The sequence below is a fragment of the Hahella sp. CCB-MM4 genome (assembly GCF_002260525.1).
Lineage (GTDB): Bacteria > Pseudomonadota > Gammaproteobacteria > Pseudomonadales > Oleiphilaceae > Hahella.
In genome coordinates this window covers 53464-71428 of record NZ_MRYI01000023.1, presented here as the reverse complement: position 1 = coordinate 71428, position 17965 = coordinate 53464, and the positions used below count along the sequence as shown (strand labels likewise).

Genomic DNA, 17965 nt, shown 5'->3' with positions numbered 1-17965 from the left:
TCCACTCCCGGAAGGTCTTCTCAATATTGGCGGCCGGTGTGCCGACATGACAATGACGCAGAATCAATGAGGTACATAATGAAGCGTTCAATGGCAATTCTTACACTAATATCAGCGGCATGTATTATGTCCGGCTGTGGTGGTGATAACAGCAACGAAAATGACGTATTGAGTCCAACACAAATCCGCTCGATTGAGCTTGCTCAGTCTCACGTTATTCCTCCGAGCGGTTTGAGCTGGGATATTAAATACTCAGGGGATCTGAAGCTGGTTGAAAATAGAGACACCCTGATACTGGTCACCTTTGAGGAGTCGGTGCAGGCCGCTAAAATTCAGCTTTTTGACGAAAAGCATCAGCTTGTTTCCTCGTTGGATTTATCTCAGCCAAAAGACCTCCCGGAGACGGAGGGTGGGGATGCTCCGTACTCTGATAATGCCTGGTCAACCCTGATCCCGGCAGAAGATATTTTTAAGGGCGTTAAAATAGGAGTTGTTGCTCAAGGCAGGGCGGAGTCTATATCAATAACGCCAGCCCTTCATCCCGAGATGGAAGTTATCATCCAATCGCTCCCTTTTCTCATCTATGGGGTGAACGACAGCAATAACCCTTTCGATATTGAAGATCTCAAAATCATGTTCGCGAACCCGATGAATGCTGGGCAGGTTTCGTCAGGATTGCCGTTCTCAAGATCATACATCATCAATCATCCCTTTCGAGAGTTCAGATCTGATTACCTGATCGTGCCTCCATCAGGAGTCGCTCCTGCTAAGAAGGTTGTTTCAGCCTCAGATCCAAGAGCAGCCAAGCCGATATTGGATATGGTTTGGCAAATTCAAAATGCGACAGGTGATATGGCTCTTAACAAAATCACTTACGCTCCATCGGTACTCATCGACCACACGAAAGCCGGGGAGAATAAAGTCAAAGGCCTTCGTGGAGGAGTTTCTTATCAAGGGTCCGGTGCATCAATGGGAGACCCTGCTATAGGGCTTTTGTGGCACGAAGGTGGGCATGCATTAGGGTTATCGCACTCCATCGACGAATACAAGAAAACAGGTGGCCCATTCTATCCGTATGTTGATGGCAGCTTAAAGGGCTCTAACTGGGGGTACGACAGCTTCATGGGATACTTCAGATCCCCCCTCATCCCTCCGACTTCCCCTCACTTCATCTGTAGAGACGAGTGGAAAGGAGCTTTTTTTCAAAGGAACTCAGAGGGCCGTTGTTATCGATTCGACCCGATGCACTCTGCGGACGATCAAAAAGACCCCGGTGCAGCGCTTGCGCTATTTTCCGATTTCTATGCCGGGAAAATGCAGAAATGGGGGCTGAATCACTCGAGGATGAACTCATCGAATGACGGCTTTCAGAAAGTTAACAGTCAAGGAGAATGGGAGGATTTCATCCCTAAAACCGAGAATTATGCGCAGAGGTATATCAAGGGGCAACACCCAGTCACATTTAACAAAACCACAGATTTCATCATGTTCACCTATAGTTTTGCCGGCACTGCTGAGGTATCGCAATTCTATGAGCCGATCAGATATGTCGGTAATGCCATCGAATATGTTGATGCTGTCAGTCAGGAGGACTTAGACAAAATCGACACAGACACCTCAAAAACTGATAAGCCGGAGTACCTTAACTATTGCCGATTTAGAGGGTGTGATTTTACTCTGAAAGTTACCTACGAAGACGGCTCTACTTTATACAGAGTGGTAAAGGAAAGTGCCCGTAAAACATGGCAACAAACGGTCTGGAAGGACAATTATCTGAACGAAAACAGCGAGGATAGCTTCAAGTTATGGTCCGTGGCCCTGGTCGCACCTGACGGTGCGCCAAAAATTACAAAACTGGAGTTGCTGGACACACCAATGCTCTGGAATTTAAGCCCGACCGACATCATGGCTGCGAAAGCCGTTATTGAAAAGGATTTATAGCGGTTCCGTAAAAACAGAGTGGCATAAACCACCATTTAAGATTGGTCATTCAAGCCGTTAACTTTCGGGGGATGAGTGGGGATTTATTTATGAAGTTATATCCGTGGTTGAGTTCATTGTTGCTGGCAAGTGTTGTCGGGCTAAACGGATGTGGTGGATCAGGAAATGGCGCAACAGAAAAGGATACCAATAGGTACCCGACTATCTCCGGATCACCGCCAACAGCGCAGGAAGGAAAAAGGTTTATCTTTGCTCCTGTAGCAGCCGATCCTGAAAGTGCGAAGCTACGATTTAAATTGGTCAACGGACCTGTTTGGCTTGATATCGATCCAACCAGCGGTGTCGTCAGTGGTACCCCTGGGGCTGATGATCTCGGCATTACGAAGAATATCATCATCCGGGCCAGCAATGGTCACAACAGTGCTGATTTATCGTTCAATCTCGAGGTGACCTATGATCCAGTGGAAGAAGCAATCAGAACCGGTGATGCACGCTTGGTTGGGAACAGCATGGATTTGGTCCAAGCGGAGATGGTTACGATAGAAAATATACGTAACCAGTACCAACAGGCCAGGATAGCCCTATTTAATCTGGACGCGAGTGGTGGTGTCAAAGAAGAAAGCCTGACGTCTATCACTTGGGATCCCACTCGTTATGCTGCCCAGCTTAAAGCCAGTTTTGGCTTGAATGAAGCTGTTTTAGTTTCTAATGCTTCAAAGAATGGAGGCGCAGCGGCTCAGAGAGGGCTTGCAGTTATAGGAGAAAGTAACGCCCGATATTTGGTCATGGGTAGTAACCCTGTGCGAAACATGGTTCATCCTGCCGATATCAATGAAGAGATGCATCAATTCATGCAAAACGCCGTCACCTGGCTGGTTCGCCGTGACGACTTTACTGAGCGGCCACTGAAGCTGGTTTTTGCCCAGATGGATAACAGTTATTGGTTTCCAGATGCCACCCAGACTCGTAAATGGTTCGATGACAGATTCGAGGGGAATGTGAACTACAACGCCATCGGAGATTGCGACGGTGTAGGATTGGCAGGATGCCTGGAAGCCAAACCGGATTTGCTGGTGATTTCCCAGAGTAGTGCCACAGAAGATGTAGAAGCCGTTTCCAATGCCGTAGCAGAAGCCATGTCTCAGGGCACACCAGTACTATACATGCATTTACATGGTGGACTGACCCCACTGGGCAGCAGGCTGTTTCAGATCTTCAATGTGACCTATCAGGCGGAAAATTCCTGGGACAAGCTGTACCTGAATGCCTATAATTCCCTGGATCATATGGGGAAGCTGCCGGAAGAAATAAAGGGAGTCAGAACCCTGTTGAATCACTTTTTGCACGAAGATTTTGCCTTCGACTGGTCTTCATGTAATGGAGAAGACTGCTCTGGGATTGAAGGATTGTATTCCGATTTTTATATAGGGGCAGAGGAAGTCCGTCAGACGATGAATGACCTGGACACAAATAAGATAAACTTGTTTGCCGGTAAAAATCATCGATATGAAAAACTGTTAGCACTCATTGGCGATCATTTTCGCTCAACGGTCAGTTTTCCAATGGATAAGGACGCCACCGACGATTTGGCATTTATGAAGTCTCTTTTTGCTGATCATGCCGTGTATAACTATAGACACCTGAATTCAGCTCAGGCGGATATGGGGAACTTCAGTCGCAGCAACTTTGATCATGTTACACCGGTCAGTAAGACGATCAATATAGAAAGTAGGCTTAATTTTAGAGCTGCCGGTGTTTATGCCCTGCCAGGGAAAACGCTCACAGTGACCAGGAAAGATAATACGGATGTAGGGCTTGGGGTATTCGTTAATACTCAGAGGCCCACTTCAACCCACGAATACCAGAAGGATGGCTATACCCGCCCAAAGTTTCTGAAGACCCCCACATTTAAAATAGCGCCAGGGGAAACTATTTCATTCACATCGACATATGGAGGTCCCATACAGGTTCAGTTTGACGGGAATGGGGCAAATGTGTCCCTGCGCTTCAACAATGTCGGTGAGCATCCGTTTTGGAAAAGCGAGCTGGACAATGACAGGTTTGAAAACGCTTTAGCTAATGGTTGGTACGACTGGGCCGAACTTGTAACGCCTGGCTTTGAAGTGCATTCTTCGCTGGAGAAAATGCGCGAATCCATGGCCCATGATCGCTGGAAAACTGCTTCAGCACTCGCGGCCGGCACGATGCGCTATACCTATAACTTTCCACATGTTCTGGCTGGATTCAAAGGGGCTGGAATTGATGTAATACCTGAAATACACGATTTTGCATCTGCGCATAACTTGGAAATAAGCCACGTAGACCTGGTTAAGCACATGAACGCCGATCAGGCTCAGTGCGGTCACGGGTGTGGGGGGAATCCTTACGATGCATGGTGGAGTTTCAATCCGCTAGGGCATGGAGATCTTCATGAGCTTGGGCATGGACTGGAGAGCGCAAGATTCAGGTTTGATGGTTGGGATATCCACGCCACCACAAACCCTTATTCTTACTATTCCAAGTATCGATATCATTTGGATACGGGCAAGGCACCTGAATGTCAGGAGCTCGAGTTTGATAATATTTTTAATGACTTGAAGGAGAGTGTCACTAAGCCTGACCCTATAGCCTATGTCCGGGATAAGAATCTCAATGGCGAACGCACTTTGATTCAAATAATAATGAGTGCTCAAGGTGGAGGAGAGTTGGGTGACGGATGGAATCTGATACCACGACTTCATATCCTCGAGCGCAATTTCGATTCCGCCCTGGGCAGCGAACAATCCTGGTTTGCAGCTAGAGATAAACTGGGCTTTTCCTTATACAGTTATGATGAAGCCCGCAGCATCAGAAATAATGATTGGCTGGTGATTGCGATTTCTTACGCCTCTGGGCTGGATTTTCGTGATTACCTGACGATGTGGGCACACTCTTTTTCCGATAAAGCATCTGCTCAGGTGTCAGTCTATGGGTACCCAGTGACGCCAAGAAAATACTATGTGTCTAAGGGAGACCAGTTTTGCTTTGGATTGGAGTTGCCCCGTATTCCGGTGGATGGTGTGCATAGTTGGCCTAAAGGTTAGAAGTTGGCCTAAAGGTTAAAAGATGGTCTGAAAATTAAAAGTTGGCACTACTCGGCACGCTAAAGCTCTGGAAATTGAGCCCGATAGCCGTCATGGCTGCAGAGGCGGCCGGGTAGTGGCAGGGCATCCGCAGCAAGCCTGATTTGCCCGGTTTCAGCGGTAGCCGCGATGAGACGGAACTGGTTGATTTTAAGGTTTCTGGTGAGCCCGATATCCATGGGAGTTACTCTGATCGATGACAAAGCGCATCGAGAGTTTGATTCACTCGTCGGAACAAAGTGCTAAGACCTCCTTGATACAGGTTTCGATCACCGACATGAGCCAGCGTAACGAGGGGTCTTTATCCCTCGTGGCACGCCAGACCATATCGATATTCACGTCTGCCAGATTCAGGGGCGGCGGAGTCGACCGTAGCCCGGTGGAGAGGCTAATCGAGCTGGCGACGGCTTTTGGCATAGTGGCCAAGGCAGGAACCTGTTTGAGAATCGAGGGCAGGGCGGCGAATCGTGCCAATGCGAACTGGACGTTTCGCTTTAACTTTAGTTCTTCGAGGGCTTTATCCACGTTGCCTTCGAAAGCGCCCTTATAGGAAACTATCAAATGTGGATGGCTGACATACTCTTCGACGGTGAGCGGCTCCGTGATGTTGATCAGGGCCGCATCATAAACACTCTGGAAGCCCATGGAACACAAATGTTTTCGCAGCATCCACGCGGGTCCGCCATCCATGAAACAGGAAACACCCAAATCCATACCGTCATGTTCCAGCGTGCTCGGCCCCTGAAAGGGGTCGACAGACTTGATGGCGAGGCGCACGCCCGGTGCCAGCTTGTGTATCCTGGAGATCAGGCTCGGCCCCAGCCAGATTTCCACCCAGTCTGCCATTCCCACGGTAAAGGTGGCTTCGCTGGTAGCCGGATCGAAGTCTTCCTGATCAAACAGGGCTGCATGGATATGCCGCAATGCTGGTAGCAAGTCCGCCTCTAGTTGCAGTGCTTTTACCGTCGGCTCCATACCCTGAGCGGTACGCACCAGAATCGGATCATCGAACAGCTCCCGCAGCCGGGACAGCGCGCCACTGACTGCTGGCTGCCCTATATGTAACTTTCCCGCCGCGCGGGTCACACTGCGTTCCCGCAATAACACTAAAAGTGTTACCAGCAAATTAAGATCAACACCCCTAAAATCGTTTTCGATGATACTCATTATCGTATTAATCAATTTGAACAATATTTCTGGCTATTGAATCATTGCCGTCGGTCAAAGGCAATGGCGAAAGCGTCAAAGTCTGAATATGAATATTGAATAGGAAATCCATGATGTTGGCATCTCTTCAAGCCGCCCTTAAATCACACAAGAAAACAAATCTCGCGCGCAGCCTGTTGATGGGCACAGCGTTACTGACCGTGACCGGGCCTCTGGCAACTCTCCCGGCATTTGCAGATCAAGGCGCTACAGCTGACGCCAAGCAGACAAACCCCGGCCATTACAGCTTTCGGCTCGGCGACTTTAAAATTACTGCAGTCTCCGATGGCACTGTGATGGTCGATTTCTCAAAACTAATGAACAACACCACACCGGAAGAAGTAAAACGGCTGCTCGCGCGCCACTACCTGGGTCCGCAAGTGGAAACCTCAATCAACACCTTCGTGATCGACACTGGGGAACACGTTGCCATCGTCGACACAGGTGCGGGAGAGATTTTCGGCGACTTCGGCGGCCATCTGGTTGAAAACCTCAAGGCAGCGGGATATCAACCAGAGCAAATCGATGCGGTGCTACTCACACACATTCACGGCGATCACTCCTCCGGTCTGGTCCGTAGCGGCAAAATGGTTTTCCCGAATGCAACGGTCTACGCGGACAAGCAAGATGTCGACTTCTGGCTGAATCCGGAAAACAAGGCCAAAGTGAATGATACGCTCAAGAAAGGCTTCGAATGGGCGGAGCAATCCGTAACTCCCTATTTGAAAGCAGAAAAAGTTGAAGCTTTCAGCAAAGACGGAGAGTTGCTCCCTGGCATCAGCACGGTTGCAACTCATGGTCACACTCCCGGCCATACCGTATACGAAGTGGAAAGCCAGGGGCAGCGGATCCGCTTTATCGGTGACTTGCTGCATATCCGCGACATTCAGTTCGCCAGACCTGAAATCACCATCGATTTCGACGTCAATTCACCGGAAGCCGCCCGCCAGAGACTGGCCGCATTTAATGATGCGGTAGAAGGTGGTTACCTGATTGGTGCCGCACATATTCCATTCCCAGGTATTGGACATGTACAGCGGGATAACGGAGCTTTTGAGTGGATTCCGGTGAACTACAGTGCGCAGGTCGCCGAAGTGAAATGATGGAAGATTGCCTATTGTAAAGATAGGCTTCTGTAAAGACAGGCTTCATGCCCCCGTTGGTTGAACTCGGGACATAGCGTGTGGGCTGAATGCCGCCTGCAGGGTATTTGCAGGCGATGAATCTGGTTCTTCAAATGGCTCTCGTCGTTACCGACCATTTATTCTCCTCGTGGCTATCCTTTTGGGCTCGGCCCCAGGATACAGAACTATCAAGTTCGGTAGTGGTGGCTTTTAAATACATAGCGCTAGGGCTTCAATGCGTCTGACTTCTATTCAAGATCTAAGTCATAATCCTCTTTCGCTGCCAACTTAAGCGAAGCCAAGATGCCTTCAATGTCTTGGAGCTTTTCGTCGTATGTTAGTTGCTGATCTTCATCTGTTTCCGCAAACGACAACTGCTCCAGTCGCTGCTCATAATACTTTAGTGCTTCCCAAAGCAGGTTGTATTCGCTAACGATAGGATGAATACCTTTATTTGACATTTGCTATGTCTCCTTCTGAAAGAATTTGTACTCGTGACTTATCCAACCCCAACTCTTCCATAAGTCCTAGGAATTTTTTTAAAGGCATATTTCGTGAGGGGGCAATCATATAATGACCTTCGTGGCCAGGTCGAAGATCTTTTACCAACCTTAGCTCTGCTGGAAGATTCGCCCCTTTCATAATTCGCCAGACCTTCTTTCCTGGTTTTCTCATAATTGGAGTTAAGTGGTCAAATGCAGAGAATCCATTGCCGTTCGCTATAACCGTTTCTATGCCGTTTTGCTTTACGATAACAACGTCTATTCTGGCTCTTTGTTCAGTGAATGCAGGCCAGGTGGTATTCCCCATTCTAAACAGGTATTTTCCAAACTCTACGACATCCATGATGTAGAGGTCTTCTTGTGCGATCATTGAAACTTATCTCTTGTTGAATTCGAAAGAGGTGGGGATGGGGTAGTGTAGCTGCTTGGCTACGCTTCTATGGACGCCTTTAGAGGTGGTATTACCGTCAACGGTGTCGATGAAGTAAATACAAATCGTCATAATTCTTCTGCTCCTTGAGTGATGTCCATTTATGACAGAGGAAGCAGTGTTCCCTGCTGCTAATGTGTATAAACGAAATGGAAACTACCAAACGGTCTGATCTAGAACAATCGGCTTTCTGGGTTAAACTTTTCCGCCAATGTTATGAAGAACGTAAGGATGAAAAGTAATGACTATTTACCGAGTTGAATTGAACTCTGAGCACTATATGTCACTACATATTCCAGGGAAGGTTGTTGTCAGGCTAATGCGCGGGTCTACTCCCGGTCAGTCTTTGGCTGGCAGCTGGAAAGATGTATCAGGTTCACTACAACAAAATGACGACACCGCCAAAGAAAGCCTAGTACCTGATATATCTTGTTGGTATACCCACCTTGTCTTTTCTAAAACGGCTTTTGATCATATGAAAGGCCAACTGGAAAGTTATGGCGAGTTTCTTCCTGTTTCGACGGAAAATGGAACTTGGTATGTGTTCAATGTAATGGCAGCAGAGGGCGTAGATAAAATCAATAGTGAGGCGGAAATTGCGGATGGCGTTCAAGTCGGAGTAACCCGAATCGCTTTTGAAAATAACAGCACAGACAAACTGATAATTAAAACCGATTTCGACAAGTATTCTCGGATATTTTGTACGGATGAATTTCGAGAGTTGGTGAATGTCCTCAATCTCAAAGGACTCATTTTTGATCGAGAGCTAGTGTAAAGGGAGGAAGGGCGACCAGTCCTAGACATCGTTCCCGCCCTTATCTCAATGCAGTCAAAACGCCTTTCAAAGTTACCGTGAAGGCCTCATAAATCATCCTGACATCCTCCGCCGCTCGATGATGGCGATATTTGCCTGAAGCTGCCAACATTTTGAGCTGCTCTTCGAATGATGTCTTTTGAATGGCATCCACCAGTTCATAAATTGACCCAATTTGAAATTGCCGGTCTAGCTTAGTTGTAGAGTAGAGCGTGTCGATCCAATCGGTATCCCAGTAAACAGCGTCTATTAATCCTCAGAGCTATCCCAGTTTCCCGAATCGGCATCTTAAATATTAGCCGGCGTCAAAATATCAAACGGGATCGTTCGCTGAATGGGCGAGTCAATGGTGTCCTGATTAACAACATCAATCATCGTTTCCACCAGTAAATCCGGCGTGGCATTCGGTGGATGGCAGAGTGAGGCGGTGACTAATTCTTCGCCGAGGCCTTTGAGGGTTTCAGGTCCCATATCCCGGCAGACGAGTACGATGTTCTTGCGGCGTTCGACCGGGACTTCGCGCAGGGCTCTCAAGACGCCGGATATGCCGCCGCCGACAATCAGAATGCCAATCAGGTCTTCACTGTTCGCCAACAGATCTTTAACCATACGATAGGCCTGATCCGGGACTTCGTGGGTAGGGCGGCTTTCTCCGATCAGCAGGTTGGGAGCGTGTTCCCGGATATAGGAGCGGAAACTGGCGTCGGCTGCATCCTGACATTGATACCGGTGGTGGCCGATAAAAACCGCCACACGGCCTGGTCTGTGAGTCATTCTGGACATGAGAAACCCGGCGGTACGGCCCAGCTTCCAGTTGTCGGTTCCGACATAAGCTGCACGATCAGGAGAGGATTGGTCCGTAATATAGCAAACCACCGGCTTACCCATTTCCTTGAGTTCACGAATGGCATTTCCAATGACCGGGTGGTCGGCGGCGATCACAGCAACCGCATCACATTCATGCCCCAGGGCTTTCAGGCGGGCGGCGATATTTTCGGGTGTCAACAGGTCAACAAAATCGACCAGGGGTTTGACGATCTCATTATTACGTCGGTGACAGGCTTCAACGATTCTTTTACTGAACTGTTGATACACGGGGCGGTGAGACTGTTGCAAGAGAAAGCCAAAGCGGTAGGTGGGAGTTGCCTCGTTGAGCCTGTATTTGATAACACCCAACCCATAATAGCCGACCTTTTCAGCCGCACTTTGCACCTTTTGGATGGTGGTGTTCTTCACAGACCCCTTGCCACCAAGAATTCGGTTTACCGTTGATATCGATACGCCTGCTTCGGCGGCAACATCCGCGATGGTTGGCCTTTTCATGCTGAACCTCATTTTTATTCTAATAATGCTTTCTAGCTTCTATATCAGCTTCCCGGCTTATATACCGCTCCCTCATGTTTTGGAGCTAATTCATCCATAAATTATCACTTCTAAAAAGTGTCATTTTGAATGACATTAAATGACACAATCGTATCATTTCCAGTGAATTATTATTCCATAAAAATTCCATTTTGCTAGTCTTGGTTGTGTACAAAAAATAACCCTTCGTAGAGTTCGGGTGAAAACAATAAGTAAAGAGGAAAATAACAATGAGTACCTTGACTACTAAATTTTCAAAGGCTGTTGTAGCCACCATCGCTGCTTGCGCGACGACGGTTACCATGGCTGCCAATATCTTTGTGATCGGTGGAAAACCGGACGATCCTTTCTGGTCAATTGTGAAGCACGGCGCGGAAGATGCGGCCATTGTGGTGAAAGCACAAGGCGGTTCGGTAACCTGGTTGGGTCCCCAGAACTATGACAACCTCGGCGTCGATGCGGCAGAACTGATCCGTCAGGCTATTTCACAGGGAGCGGATGCCATTGTCGGTCCAAACTGGGTGCCCGAAGCGATGGAACCTGCATTTGAGGCTGTTGTGAAGGCAGGGATCCCGTTGATTATTTATAACGCCGGTGGCATCGGTGCCGCTAATCGCCTTGGAGCGATGAACTATGTCGGCAGTGACGACTACAAAGCAGGCGTCGCCGCCGGGAAATACTTTGCCAAGAAGGGCGAGAAACATCTGGTTTGCATCAATACCTTGCCAGGAGCCGCCAACATCGAAGCCAACTGTAAAGGTATGACCGACGGCATTAAGGAGGCTGGAGGTACGGGTGACACTCTGCCGTTGCCGGCAACTTCTTTTGGCAGCGCAACCTCTGTAGCCCAGGCCGTGAAGGCTTACCTGCTGAAAAACCCCCAGGTAACCGGTATCTACACCATCGGCAACGTTGATGCCAACGCTTCCATTAACGGCGTCATGCAGGCCGGTAAAATGGGGCGGGTCAAGGTCGGTGGCCTGAACATGGACGAAACCATTCTCAACAACATCAAGTCCGGTAAGCAGTTGTTTGCCATTGACCAACAGGGCTACCTGCAAGGCTTCCTCGCGGTCTCAATTCTCAATGGATATGTTAACTACGGTTTGAGTGTGCCCACTCGGGAAATTCTGACCGGTCCGGGTATTGTTGATGCCTCCAATGTCGATGCGACTCTGGATGGCGTCAAAAAAGGCACCCGTTAATCCCAGCTATGAAGAACTCACAACAGTTAGCTCCGGGCTGTCTGTTGGCTAAAGCAATCTGACAGCTTCGATGCAGGGGAAAATCATGGCCTCAGTCTATCAAAATAAAACCGCGCACATGTCGACCGCCAGCCGCTTCAGCATGCCGCAATTAGGCCGGTTGGCACGCCGCCCTGAAATGGGATCCTTCCTGGGAATGATCGCGGTATTTCTATTCTTCGTTTTCGCCGCGGGGCAGGTGTTCCTATCTCCGGCAGGCTTTGCCAGTTGGTTAAACATTGCCGCTGAAATTGGCATCGTCGCTTTGCCGATAGGCTTGCTGATGATTGCCGGCGAACTGGATCTTTCCATTGGAGCGGTGATTCCCGCTTCTTCACTAACGCTTGCCATCACCTCCGGAAGTTTTGGTCTACCGGAGCCCGTCGGCATCATAGCAGCGCTGGGTTTTGGAATGCTGGTCGGCTTCATCAATGGTTATCTGGTCCTGAAAACCCAGGTGCCTTCACTGATTGTTTCGATTGGCATGATGTTCGCCGTGATGGGATTAACTCTCGGATTTGCGGTACTGCTCACCGGTTCCACCAGTGCCTCGATTGTGCCCAGTGAATTGTCGCAGATGCTGCTGGGCCAATTTGTCGGCGGGATGTTCCAGGTCACCATCTTCTGGTGGCTGGCATTTGTGGCGGTGTTTTTCTACATCCTCCATATTTCGCCATTCGGCAACTGGATCTTTGCTCTGGGCGGTGATCGGGAAAGCGCCCGCAATGCCGGCATTCCAACTGAGAAGCTCACCATCGGTCTGTTTATGGCAAGCGGATTCTGCGCAGCCTTCGTCGGTGTGTCTCAGGCCATGGTATACCAGAGCGCCCAAGTGGCCGGCGGCCAGGCATTTATCTTCAACTCGATCATGTGTGTCGTCATCGGTGGCGTACTACTGACAGGCGGCTTCGGCTCAATCATCGGCATTCTGCTGGGCACCGTGACCTTTGCCATGGTTAACCAGGGTATCTACTTCACCGATTTCGATCCGAACATTGGCAGTGTCATCATTGGTGCGCTGTTGTTGGTAGCGGTTATTACCAACGACTCTTTCCGCCGCGCGGCACTGAGCTATTCAAGCAAAAAGAAAGCGTGAGGCCTGACGATGAAAACTCAATTTCTGTCTAAATTCGTCACCCGTCCTGAAGCTGGTTCGGTGATGAGCTTTGTCGCTGTCATTCTATTCTTCGTTATCTTTGGTGGCGTGCAATTGAGCAACTTTATCGGCGCTGCCAGCTGGGTCAACCTTGCCGCCAATCTTGGTGTGGTTGCCCTGCCTGTCGGTCTGCTGATGATTTCAGGTGAACTGGATATCTCCATCGGTGCGATGATTCCCGCCGGCTCCATGAGTGTGGCGATTCTCTCCGGCTATTATGAGCTACCGATCATTGTCGGCATCCTGGGGGCATTGGCGCTTGGTGTTGCCGTGGGCCTGGTCAACGGTTTGCTGACCGTGCGTACCTCGGTGCCGTCACTCATTGTGACACTTGGCACTCTTGTGGCTATGCAGGGTGTCATCCTCAGTGCATCCGTTCTACTGACAGGGAATGCGAGTGTTGCATTGTCGGCCCCCGAATGGAGCAAAGCCATCTTCGGTAACCTTGTCGGTGGCAGTTATCAGATCATCATCCTTTGGTGGATCGGCCTGACAGCCGTTTACTTCTTCATTGTTCATTACACACGTTATGGAAACTGGATCTTCGCCATGGGCGGTGATAGGGACAGTGCCCGTAATGCAGGGATTCCAACCGACAGGCTGACGATCTGGCTATTTGTACTGTCATCCACCAGTGCATCCTTTGTCGGAATGTGCGGAGCGATCCTGTTCAATTCCGCTCAGGTTTCCGGCGGCATGAACTACATCTTCAACGCCGTGGTCTCCGTGGTGGTTGGCGGCGTGCTCCTCACTGGAGGCTTTGGTTCCATCATCGGAATTTTCTTCGGAACCCTGACCTTTGCCGTGGTCACCCAAGGTATTTATTTCACCGATATCGACCGCAACTGGTCCAGCCTGATCATCGGCGTGATGCTACTGGTGGCGGTCGTCATGAACAACAGCTTCCGCAAGATGGCGCTGACTGGCAGTAAACCGAAGAAGGAAAAACAAAAACTGAATACTACGAGGGCGGCAGCATGAACACGACCAACCCTGTACTTGAATTGAAAAACGTTAATAAGTCGTTCGGACCGATCGATGTACTTCATGACATCTCGCTAAAGGTCCATGCTGGTGAAGTGCTGTGTTTGCTCGGCGACAACGGCGCGGGCAAGTCAACACTGATCAAAACCCTGGCCGGTGTTCACAAGCCCACCAGCGGTCAGATGCTTATGGACGGAGAGGAAGTTTCCTTCGATTGTCCAAAGGATGCCGCTAGCCGGGGTATTTCCACGGTCCATCAATTCGGGGGCACTTTTCCTCTAATGACGATCGGACGCTCCTTTTTCGTCGGCGTTGAACCCACCAAAAAATTTGGGCCTTTCACCATCTTTGACCGGAAAACAGCCAACGAAACGGCAGTTAAAGCGGTCAAGGAATTTGGGATCACACGCATCGATGACGGCGACCGTTTGATCGGGGGGCTGTCCGGCGGTGAGCGCCAGTCACTCGCCATTGCCCGAGCCGTTCATTTTGGTGCCCGGGTACTCATTCTCGACGAACCCACCGCTGCGCTGGGCGTAAAGGAAGCCACCCATGTGCTGCGCATTGTGTTTGAAGCACGCAAGCGCGGGTTGGCTGTGATTTTTATCACTCACCAGGTGATGCATGCGATGACGGTCGGAGATCATTTTGCTGTCTTGATTCGCGGAGCACTGGCGGCCGACTTCCGTAAGGGCGAAAAGACTCGCGAGGAGATTACGGATCTGATGGCCGGAGGTGAAGCCATGGCCGATCTGGAAGGTGAGATCGAGAGCTATATGTCGGCTCATGAAGGTCATCCGCCACCCCCGGCACACTGATTCGGGGCGTCAATCGTCCGGTTGACGCCCGATCCAAAGAATATTTTTCGCTAGCTCTTATATGGAGAATTCTTATGAAGATTACTCTAGACCCCTTTATGCACCGGCATTTAAGTCTGGAACAGTTACCGTCAAAGGTGGCTGAGCTGGGTTACGACTGGATTGAACTGAGTCCGCGCGGCGACTTTCTTGAATGGTTCAAGGCTCCGCGTGTGTTCCCGGATCGTATCAAATCATTCAAAAAAGCCTTGGCTGACGCCAGGGTTGGTATTGCCACTTTACTGCCGATGTACCGGTGGGCATCCAACGATGAGGAAGAGCGCAAAGCTGCCGTCCGGCACTGGAAGCGAGCCATCGAGATTGCTGTTGAGATGGGCGTCGACACCATGAATTCCGAATTCGGTCGCGGACCTCATCCGGACAAGGGCACCTGTTATTGCTGCCACACCGGCTCAATGATCGAAGCCTGTGAAGACGCTTGGTGGCGTTCGATGGAAGAACTGGTACCGATCTTTGAGCGTGAAGGCATCAACCTGCATATCGAACCGCATCCGGAAGACTGGGTGGAAACCCTGCAGCCTTCGGTGGACTTGATCCGCACGGTGAATTCACCGAACGTGAAGTTCCTCTATTGTACACCGCATACCTTCTACTTCGGTGATGACACTGTGGCCATGCTCCGAGAGTGTGCTGATGTGTTGGCCCACGTGCATATTGCCGACACCTTCAACCACAAAGCCAGTTCAGGCCTGCGTTATATCATCAATCCGCCGGGTTCGACTGCCCGCGTACACCAGCACCTGAATATGGGGCAGGGTGAAGTCCCCTGGGACGATTTTTACCGCACCTTAGGTGAGATCGGCTTCGACGGCATCATGACGGCCTGTGTATTTGCCTGGGAAGAAAAGGCTGATCAAAGCGGAATATTCATGCGCAACGAAATGCAGCGCTACATCGACAAATACATTAAGTGAAGGTGACGTTATGACTTTACGTGTTGGAGTAATAGGTACCGGCATGATAGGCCAGGACCATATTCGTCGCCTGACCAAGGTGCTGCAGGATGTTGAGGTCGTCGCTGTCAGTGATATCGATCAGGCACGGGCATCCCAGGCTGCACCGGCAGGGGCAGAAGTGTTTGATACCCCACAGGCACTGATTCGTGCAGACATGGTAGAAGCCGTCGTGATCTGCTCTTGGGGCGCTGCCCATGAGGAGCAGTTGCTGGACTGTATCGCGGCTGGAAAGCCAGTGTTCTGCGAAAAACCGATGGTGACTTCTGAGGCCGCGGCTCTGAAGGTGATCGAGGCCGAAGTGGCGTTAGGACGTCGTCTGATCCAGGTCGGCTTCATGCGGCGCTTTGATGCGGACTACCGAAACCTGAAAGCTGTGATTGATGAAGGCTATCTTGGTGCCCCGCTCATGTATCGCTCAGTACATCGCAACGCCAGCGTACCTGAAGGTCTGTATACCTCCGAAATGCCGCTCAATGACACCCTGGTGCATGACGCCGATATCTCCCGCTGGTTGTTGTCTGACGAAATTGTCGGTGTCGAAGTACGCATTCCTAAACGCTCTTCCCGTGGAGGCGAATTACGGGATCCGACGCTCGTTCTTCTACGCATGGCCAGTGGTGTCATCGTCGACGTCGAAATTTCAGTGAATATCGACTACGGCTACGACATCCGCGGTGAGGTCAGTTGTGAAAATGGGGTGGCGGCGCTACCGAATAGACCGGCAACAGTCATTTCTGACCGTCATGGCATTCGACAGCGCATTCCGGTGGATTGGCGCGAACGTTTTATCGAGGCTTACGACCAGGAATTCCGTGAGTGGATTGCCGCCGCTCGTGACGGTGGAGCCACCGGCCCCAGTGCCTGGGATGGCTACGTCTCGACGCTGACAGCTGATGCTGCGCTGCGAGCGGTAACCAGTGGGCATTATGAAGCAGTTAACACGATATCCAAACCGGCGCTTTACGAAGCATAAGCATACTCGCTGGCAGATAAATTCAAGACAGCAGGAGTTTGGCTCATTTTTTCGGTGAACTTGATGATTCACGGTGAACAGAATGATTAATGGTGAACGCACAATTTCTCGCCCGCTGCGTTGGGGAATGGTCGGTGGTGGCCGTACCGGACAAGTGGGATACAAGCATCGTACCGGAGCCCTACGCGACGGGACTTATCAACTGGTAGCCGGAGCTTTTGATCTGGATGCCGAACGTGGTCGGGACTTCGGCCGCAATCTGGGAGTTGTGGAAGATCGCTGCTATGCCACATACATGGATCTGATCGCCGCAGAGTCCACCCTTGAGGATGGCGTGGAGGTAGTATCGGTTGCGACACCGAACTTCACTCATTTTGAGATTACCAAAGCGCTGCTGCAAGCCGGAATTCACGTGATCTGTGAAAAGCCATTGTTCTTTACGGTACAGGAGTGCGAAGAAGTTCGCGCACTGGCGGAAGAAAAGGGCCTGATCGTCGGCGTGACATACGGTTTTACCGGCCACCCTCTGGTTCATCAGATGGCTGCCATGGTGGCCAGGGGAATGCTTGGTGATATTCGAATTATTGACATGCAGTACACCCATGGATTTAACGCCGGCGATGATACTGATGCCCCGGAAGCCGTGAAGTGGCGCACCAATCCGGAAACTGCAGGTTCAACCTTTGTTCTTGGTGACATTGGCACCCATCTCTACTACCTGTCCGAAGTTGTGCTGCCACATCTGAAAATCGACAGACTGATGTGTGATCGTAAGGCATTTATACCGAGCAGGGAGCCTTTGGAAGACCATGCGACAGTTTTGATGCATTACAACAATGGCGCTCGCGGACGACTCTGGGTGTCTTCGGTCAATGCGGGGAATATGGGTTCCCAGCGTTACCGTTTTGTTGGGGCCAAAGCCTCTGTCGAATGGTCCGATTCCCACCCGGATCAGCTGATTTATGAAGTGCAGGGAGAGCCGAATCGCATCCTGCATCACGGAATGCCTTATCTGGAAGACGAAAGTCTGGCTGTTGACCGTATGGGGGCCTTGCACACGGAAGGTCTCGGCGACAGCTGGGCCAACATCTACCTTTGGATTGCCCAAGCCATCGACGCCAAGCTGCGCGGTGACGAAGCATTTTTACAAGACCATCACTATCCCGGCATCGATGCGGGCACCGAAGGTGTCCGCTGGCTGGAAAACTGCGTCCGTTCAGCCAATGACGGCGCGGTGTGGATTGATTATCAATAATTTTGTTTGAGGAAACG

The 17965-nt window shown here is 50.4% G+C and carries 17 protein-coding genes; 11 read left to right on the top strand and 6 right to left on the bottom strand.

All coding sequences use genetic code 11. The annotated features are described in order from the left end of the window. Positions 1 to 78 precede the first annotated feature (78 nt). Both BTA51_RS26425 and BTA51_RS26420 read left to right on the top strand, forming a co-directional pair. Positions 79 to 1941 (top strand): M66 family metalloprotease, encoded by a 1863-nt coding sequence (locus BTA51_RS26425; RefSeq protein WP_168188302.1) that lies wholly within the window; start codon positions 79 to 81, stop codon positions 1939 to 1941. 89 nt (positions 1942 to 2030) lie between these two features. After that, on the top strand, positions 2031 to 5024 hold the full coding sequence (locus BTA51_RS26420; protein WP_094712082.1) for an ImpA family metalloprotease: 2994 nt from the start codon (positions 2031 to 2033) through the stop codon (positions 5022 to 5024). A 59-nt stretch (positions 5025 to 5083) separates the two neighbouring features. Here BTA51_RS26420 and BTA51_RS30300 read toward each other — a convergent pair whose 3' ends face one another. Next, positions 5084 to 5242, bottom strand: coding sequence for a hypothetical protein (locus tag BTA51_RS30300; protein ID WP_168188301.1), 159 nt, complete (start codon positions 5240 to 5242; stop codon positions 5084 to 5086). 43 nt (positions 5243 to 5285) lie between these two features. Then, positions 5286 to 6230, bottom strand: coding sequence for a LysR family transcriptional regulator (locus BTA51_RS26415; protein WP_094712081.1), 945 nt, complete (start codon positions 6228 to 6230; stop codon positions 5286 to 5288). A 110-nt stretch (positions 6231 to 6340) separates the two neighbouring features. Here BTA51_RS26415 and BTA51_RS26410 point away from each other — a divergent pair, with 110 nt between their 5' ends. Next, the gene (locus BTA51_RS26410) at positions 6341 to 7372 is read left to right on the top strand and encodes an MBL fold metallo-hydrolase (RefSeq protein WP_246841204.1); all 1032 of its coding nucleotides are present in this window, start codon (positions 6341 to 6343) and stop codon (positions 7370 to 7372) included. Positions 7373 to 7641: 269 nt separating this feature from the next. On the opposite strand, the gene BTA51_RS26405 is transcribed toward BTA51_RS26410, so the two are convergent. The 3 genes from BTA51_RS26405 to BTA51_RS30820 are packed head-to-tail and all read right to left on the bottom strand — an operon-like array spanning position 7642 to position 8398. Then, positions 7642 to 7854 carry a hypothetical protein gene (locus BTA51_RS26405; protein WP_094712079.1) on the bottom strand — a complete coding sequence of 71 codons (213 nt, stop codon included), beginning with the start codon at positions 7852 to 7854 and terminating at the stop codon, positions 7642 to 7644. Next, complete coding sequence (locus tag BTA51_RS26400) at positions 7844 to 8266, bottom strand: hypothetical protein (RefSeq protein WP_094712078.1); 423 nt, start codon at positions 8264 to 8266, stop codon at positions 7844 to 7846. The genes BTA51_RS26405 and BTA51_RS26400 overlap by 11 nt, the downstream gene beginning before the upstream one ends. Before the next feature lie 6 nt (positions 8267 to 8272). Then, positions 8273 to 8398 carry a hypothetical protein gene (locus BTA51_RS30820; RefSeq protein ID WP_256385767.1) on the bottom strand — a complete coding sequence of 42 codons (126 nt, stop codon included), beginning with the start codon at positions 8396 to 8398 and terminating at the stop codon, positions 8273 to 8275. Between the two features lie 169 nt (positions 8399 to 8567). Here BTA51_RS30820 and BTA51_RS26395 point away from each other — a divergent pair, with 169 nt between their 5' ends. Next, positions 8568 to 9101 carry a hypothetical protein gene (locus BTA51_RS26395; RefSeq protein ID WP_094712077.1) on the top strand — a complete coding sequence of 178 codons (534 nt, stop codon included), beginning with the start codon at positions 8568 to 8570 and terminating at the stop codon, positions 9099 to 9101. Positions 9102 to 9428: 327 nt separating this feature from the next. On the opposite strand, the gene BTA51_RS26390 is transcribed toward BTA51_RS26395, so the two are convergent. After that, the gene (locus tag BTA51_RS26390; RefSeq protein WP_094712076.1) at positions 9429 to 10463 is read right to left on the bottom strand and encodes a LacI family DNA-binding transcriptional regulator; all 1035 of its coding nucleotides are present in this window, start codon (positions 10461 to 10463) and stop codon (positions 9429 to 9431) included. A gap of 269 nt (positions 10464 to 10732) precedes the next feature. Here BTA51_RS26390 and BTA51_RS26385 point away from each other — a divergent pair, with 269 nt between their 5' ends. From BTA51_RS26385 to BTA51_RS26355, 7 genes are all read left to right on the top strand, one after another. Further along, the gene (locus tag BTA51_RS26385) at positions 10733 to 11707 is read left to right on the top strand and encodes a sugar ABC transporter substrate-binding protein (protein ID WP_094712075.1); all 975 of its coding nucleotides are present in this window, start codon (positions 10733 to 10735) and stop codon (positions 11705 to 11707) included. An 85-nt stretch (positions 11708 to 11792) separates the two neighbouring features. Further along, positions 11793 to 12842 carry an ABC transporter permease gene (locus tag BTA51_RS26380; protein WP_210404930.1) on the top strand — a complete coding sequence of 350 codons (1050 nt, stop codon included), beginning with the start codon at positions 11793 to 11795 and terminating at the stop codon, positions 12840 to 12842. 9 nt (positions 12843 to 12851) lie between these two features. Further along, positions 12852 to 13883: an ABC transporter permease gene (locus BTA51_RS26375; RefSeq protein WP_094712074.1), complete on the top strand. Its 1032-nt coding sequence runs from the start codon at positions 12852 to 12854 to the stop codon at positions 13881 to 13883. Further along, a complete protein-coding gene (locus BTA51_RS26370) occupies positions 13880 to 14704 on the top strand; it encodes an ATP-binding cassette domain-containing protein (RefSeq protein WP_094712073.1) in 825 nt (274 codons plus the stop codon). The genes BTA51_RS26375 and BTA51_RS26370 overlap by 4 nt, the downstream gene beginning before the upstream one ends. Positions 14705 to 14778: 74 nt before the next feature. Next, positions 14779 to 15678 (top strand): sugar phosphate isomerase/epimerase family protein, encoded by a 900-nt coding sequence (locus tag BTA51_RS26365; RefSeq protein WP_094712072.1) that lies wholly within the window; start codon positions 14779 to 14781, stop codon positions 15676 to 15678. Positions 15679 to 15688: 10 nt separating this feature from the next. Further along, entirely contained in the window at positions 15689 to 16693 is a 1005-nt protein-coding gene (locus BTA51_RS26360) for a Gfo/Idh/MocA family oxidoreductase (protein ID WP_094712071.1), read from the top strand. An 82-nt stretch (positions 16694 to 16775) separates the two neighbouring features. Further along, positions 16776 to 17948, top strand: coding sequence for a Gfo/Idh/MocA family protein (locus tag BTA51_RS26355; protein WP_094712070.1), 1173 nt, complete (start codon positions 16776 to 16778; stop codon positions 17946 to 17948). Positions 17949 to 17965 lie beyond the last annotated feature (17 nt).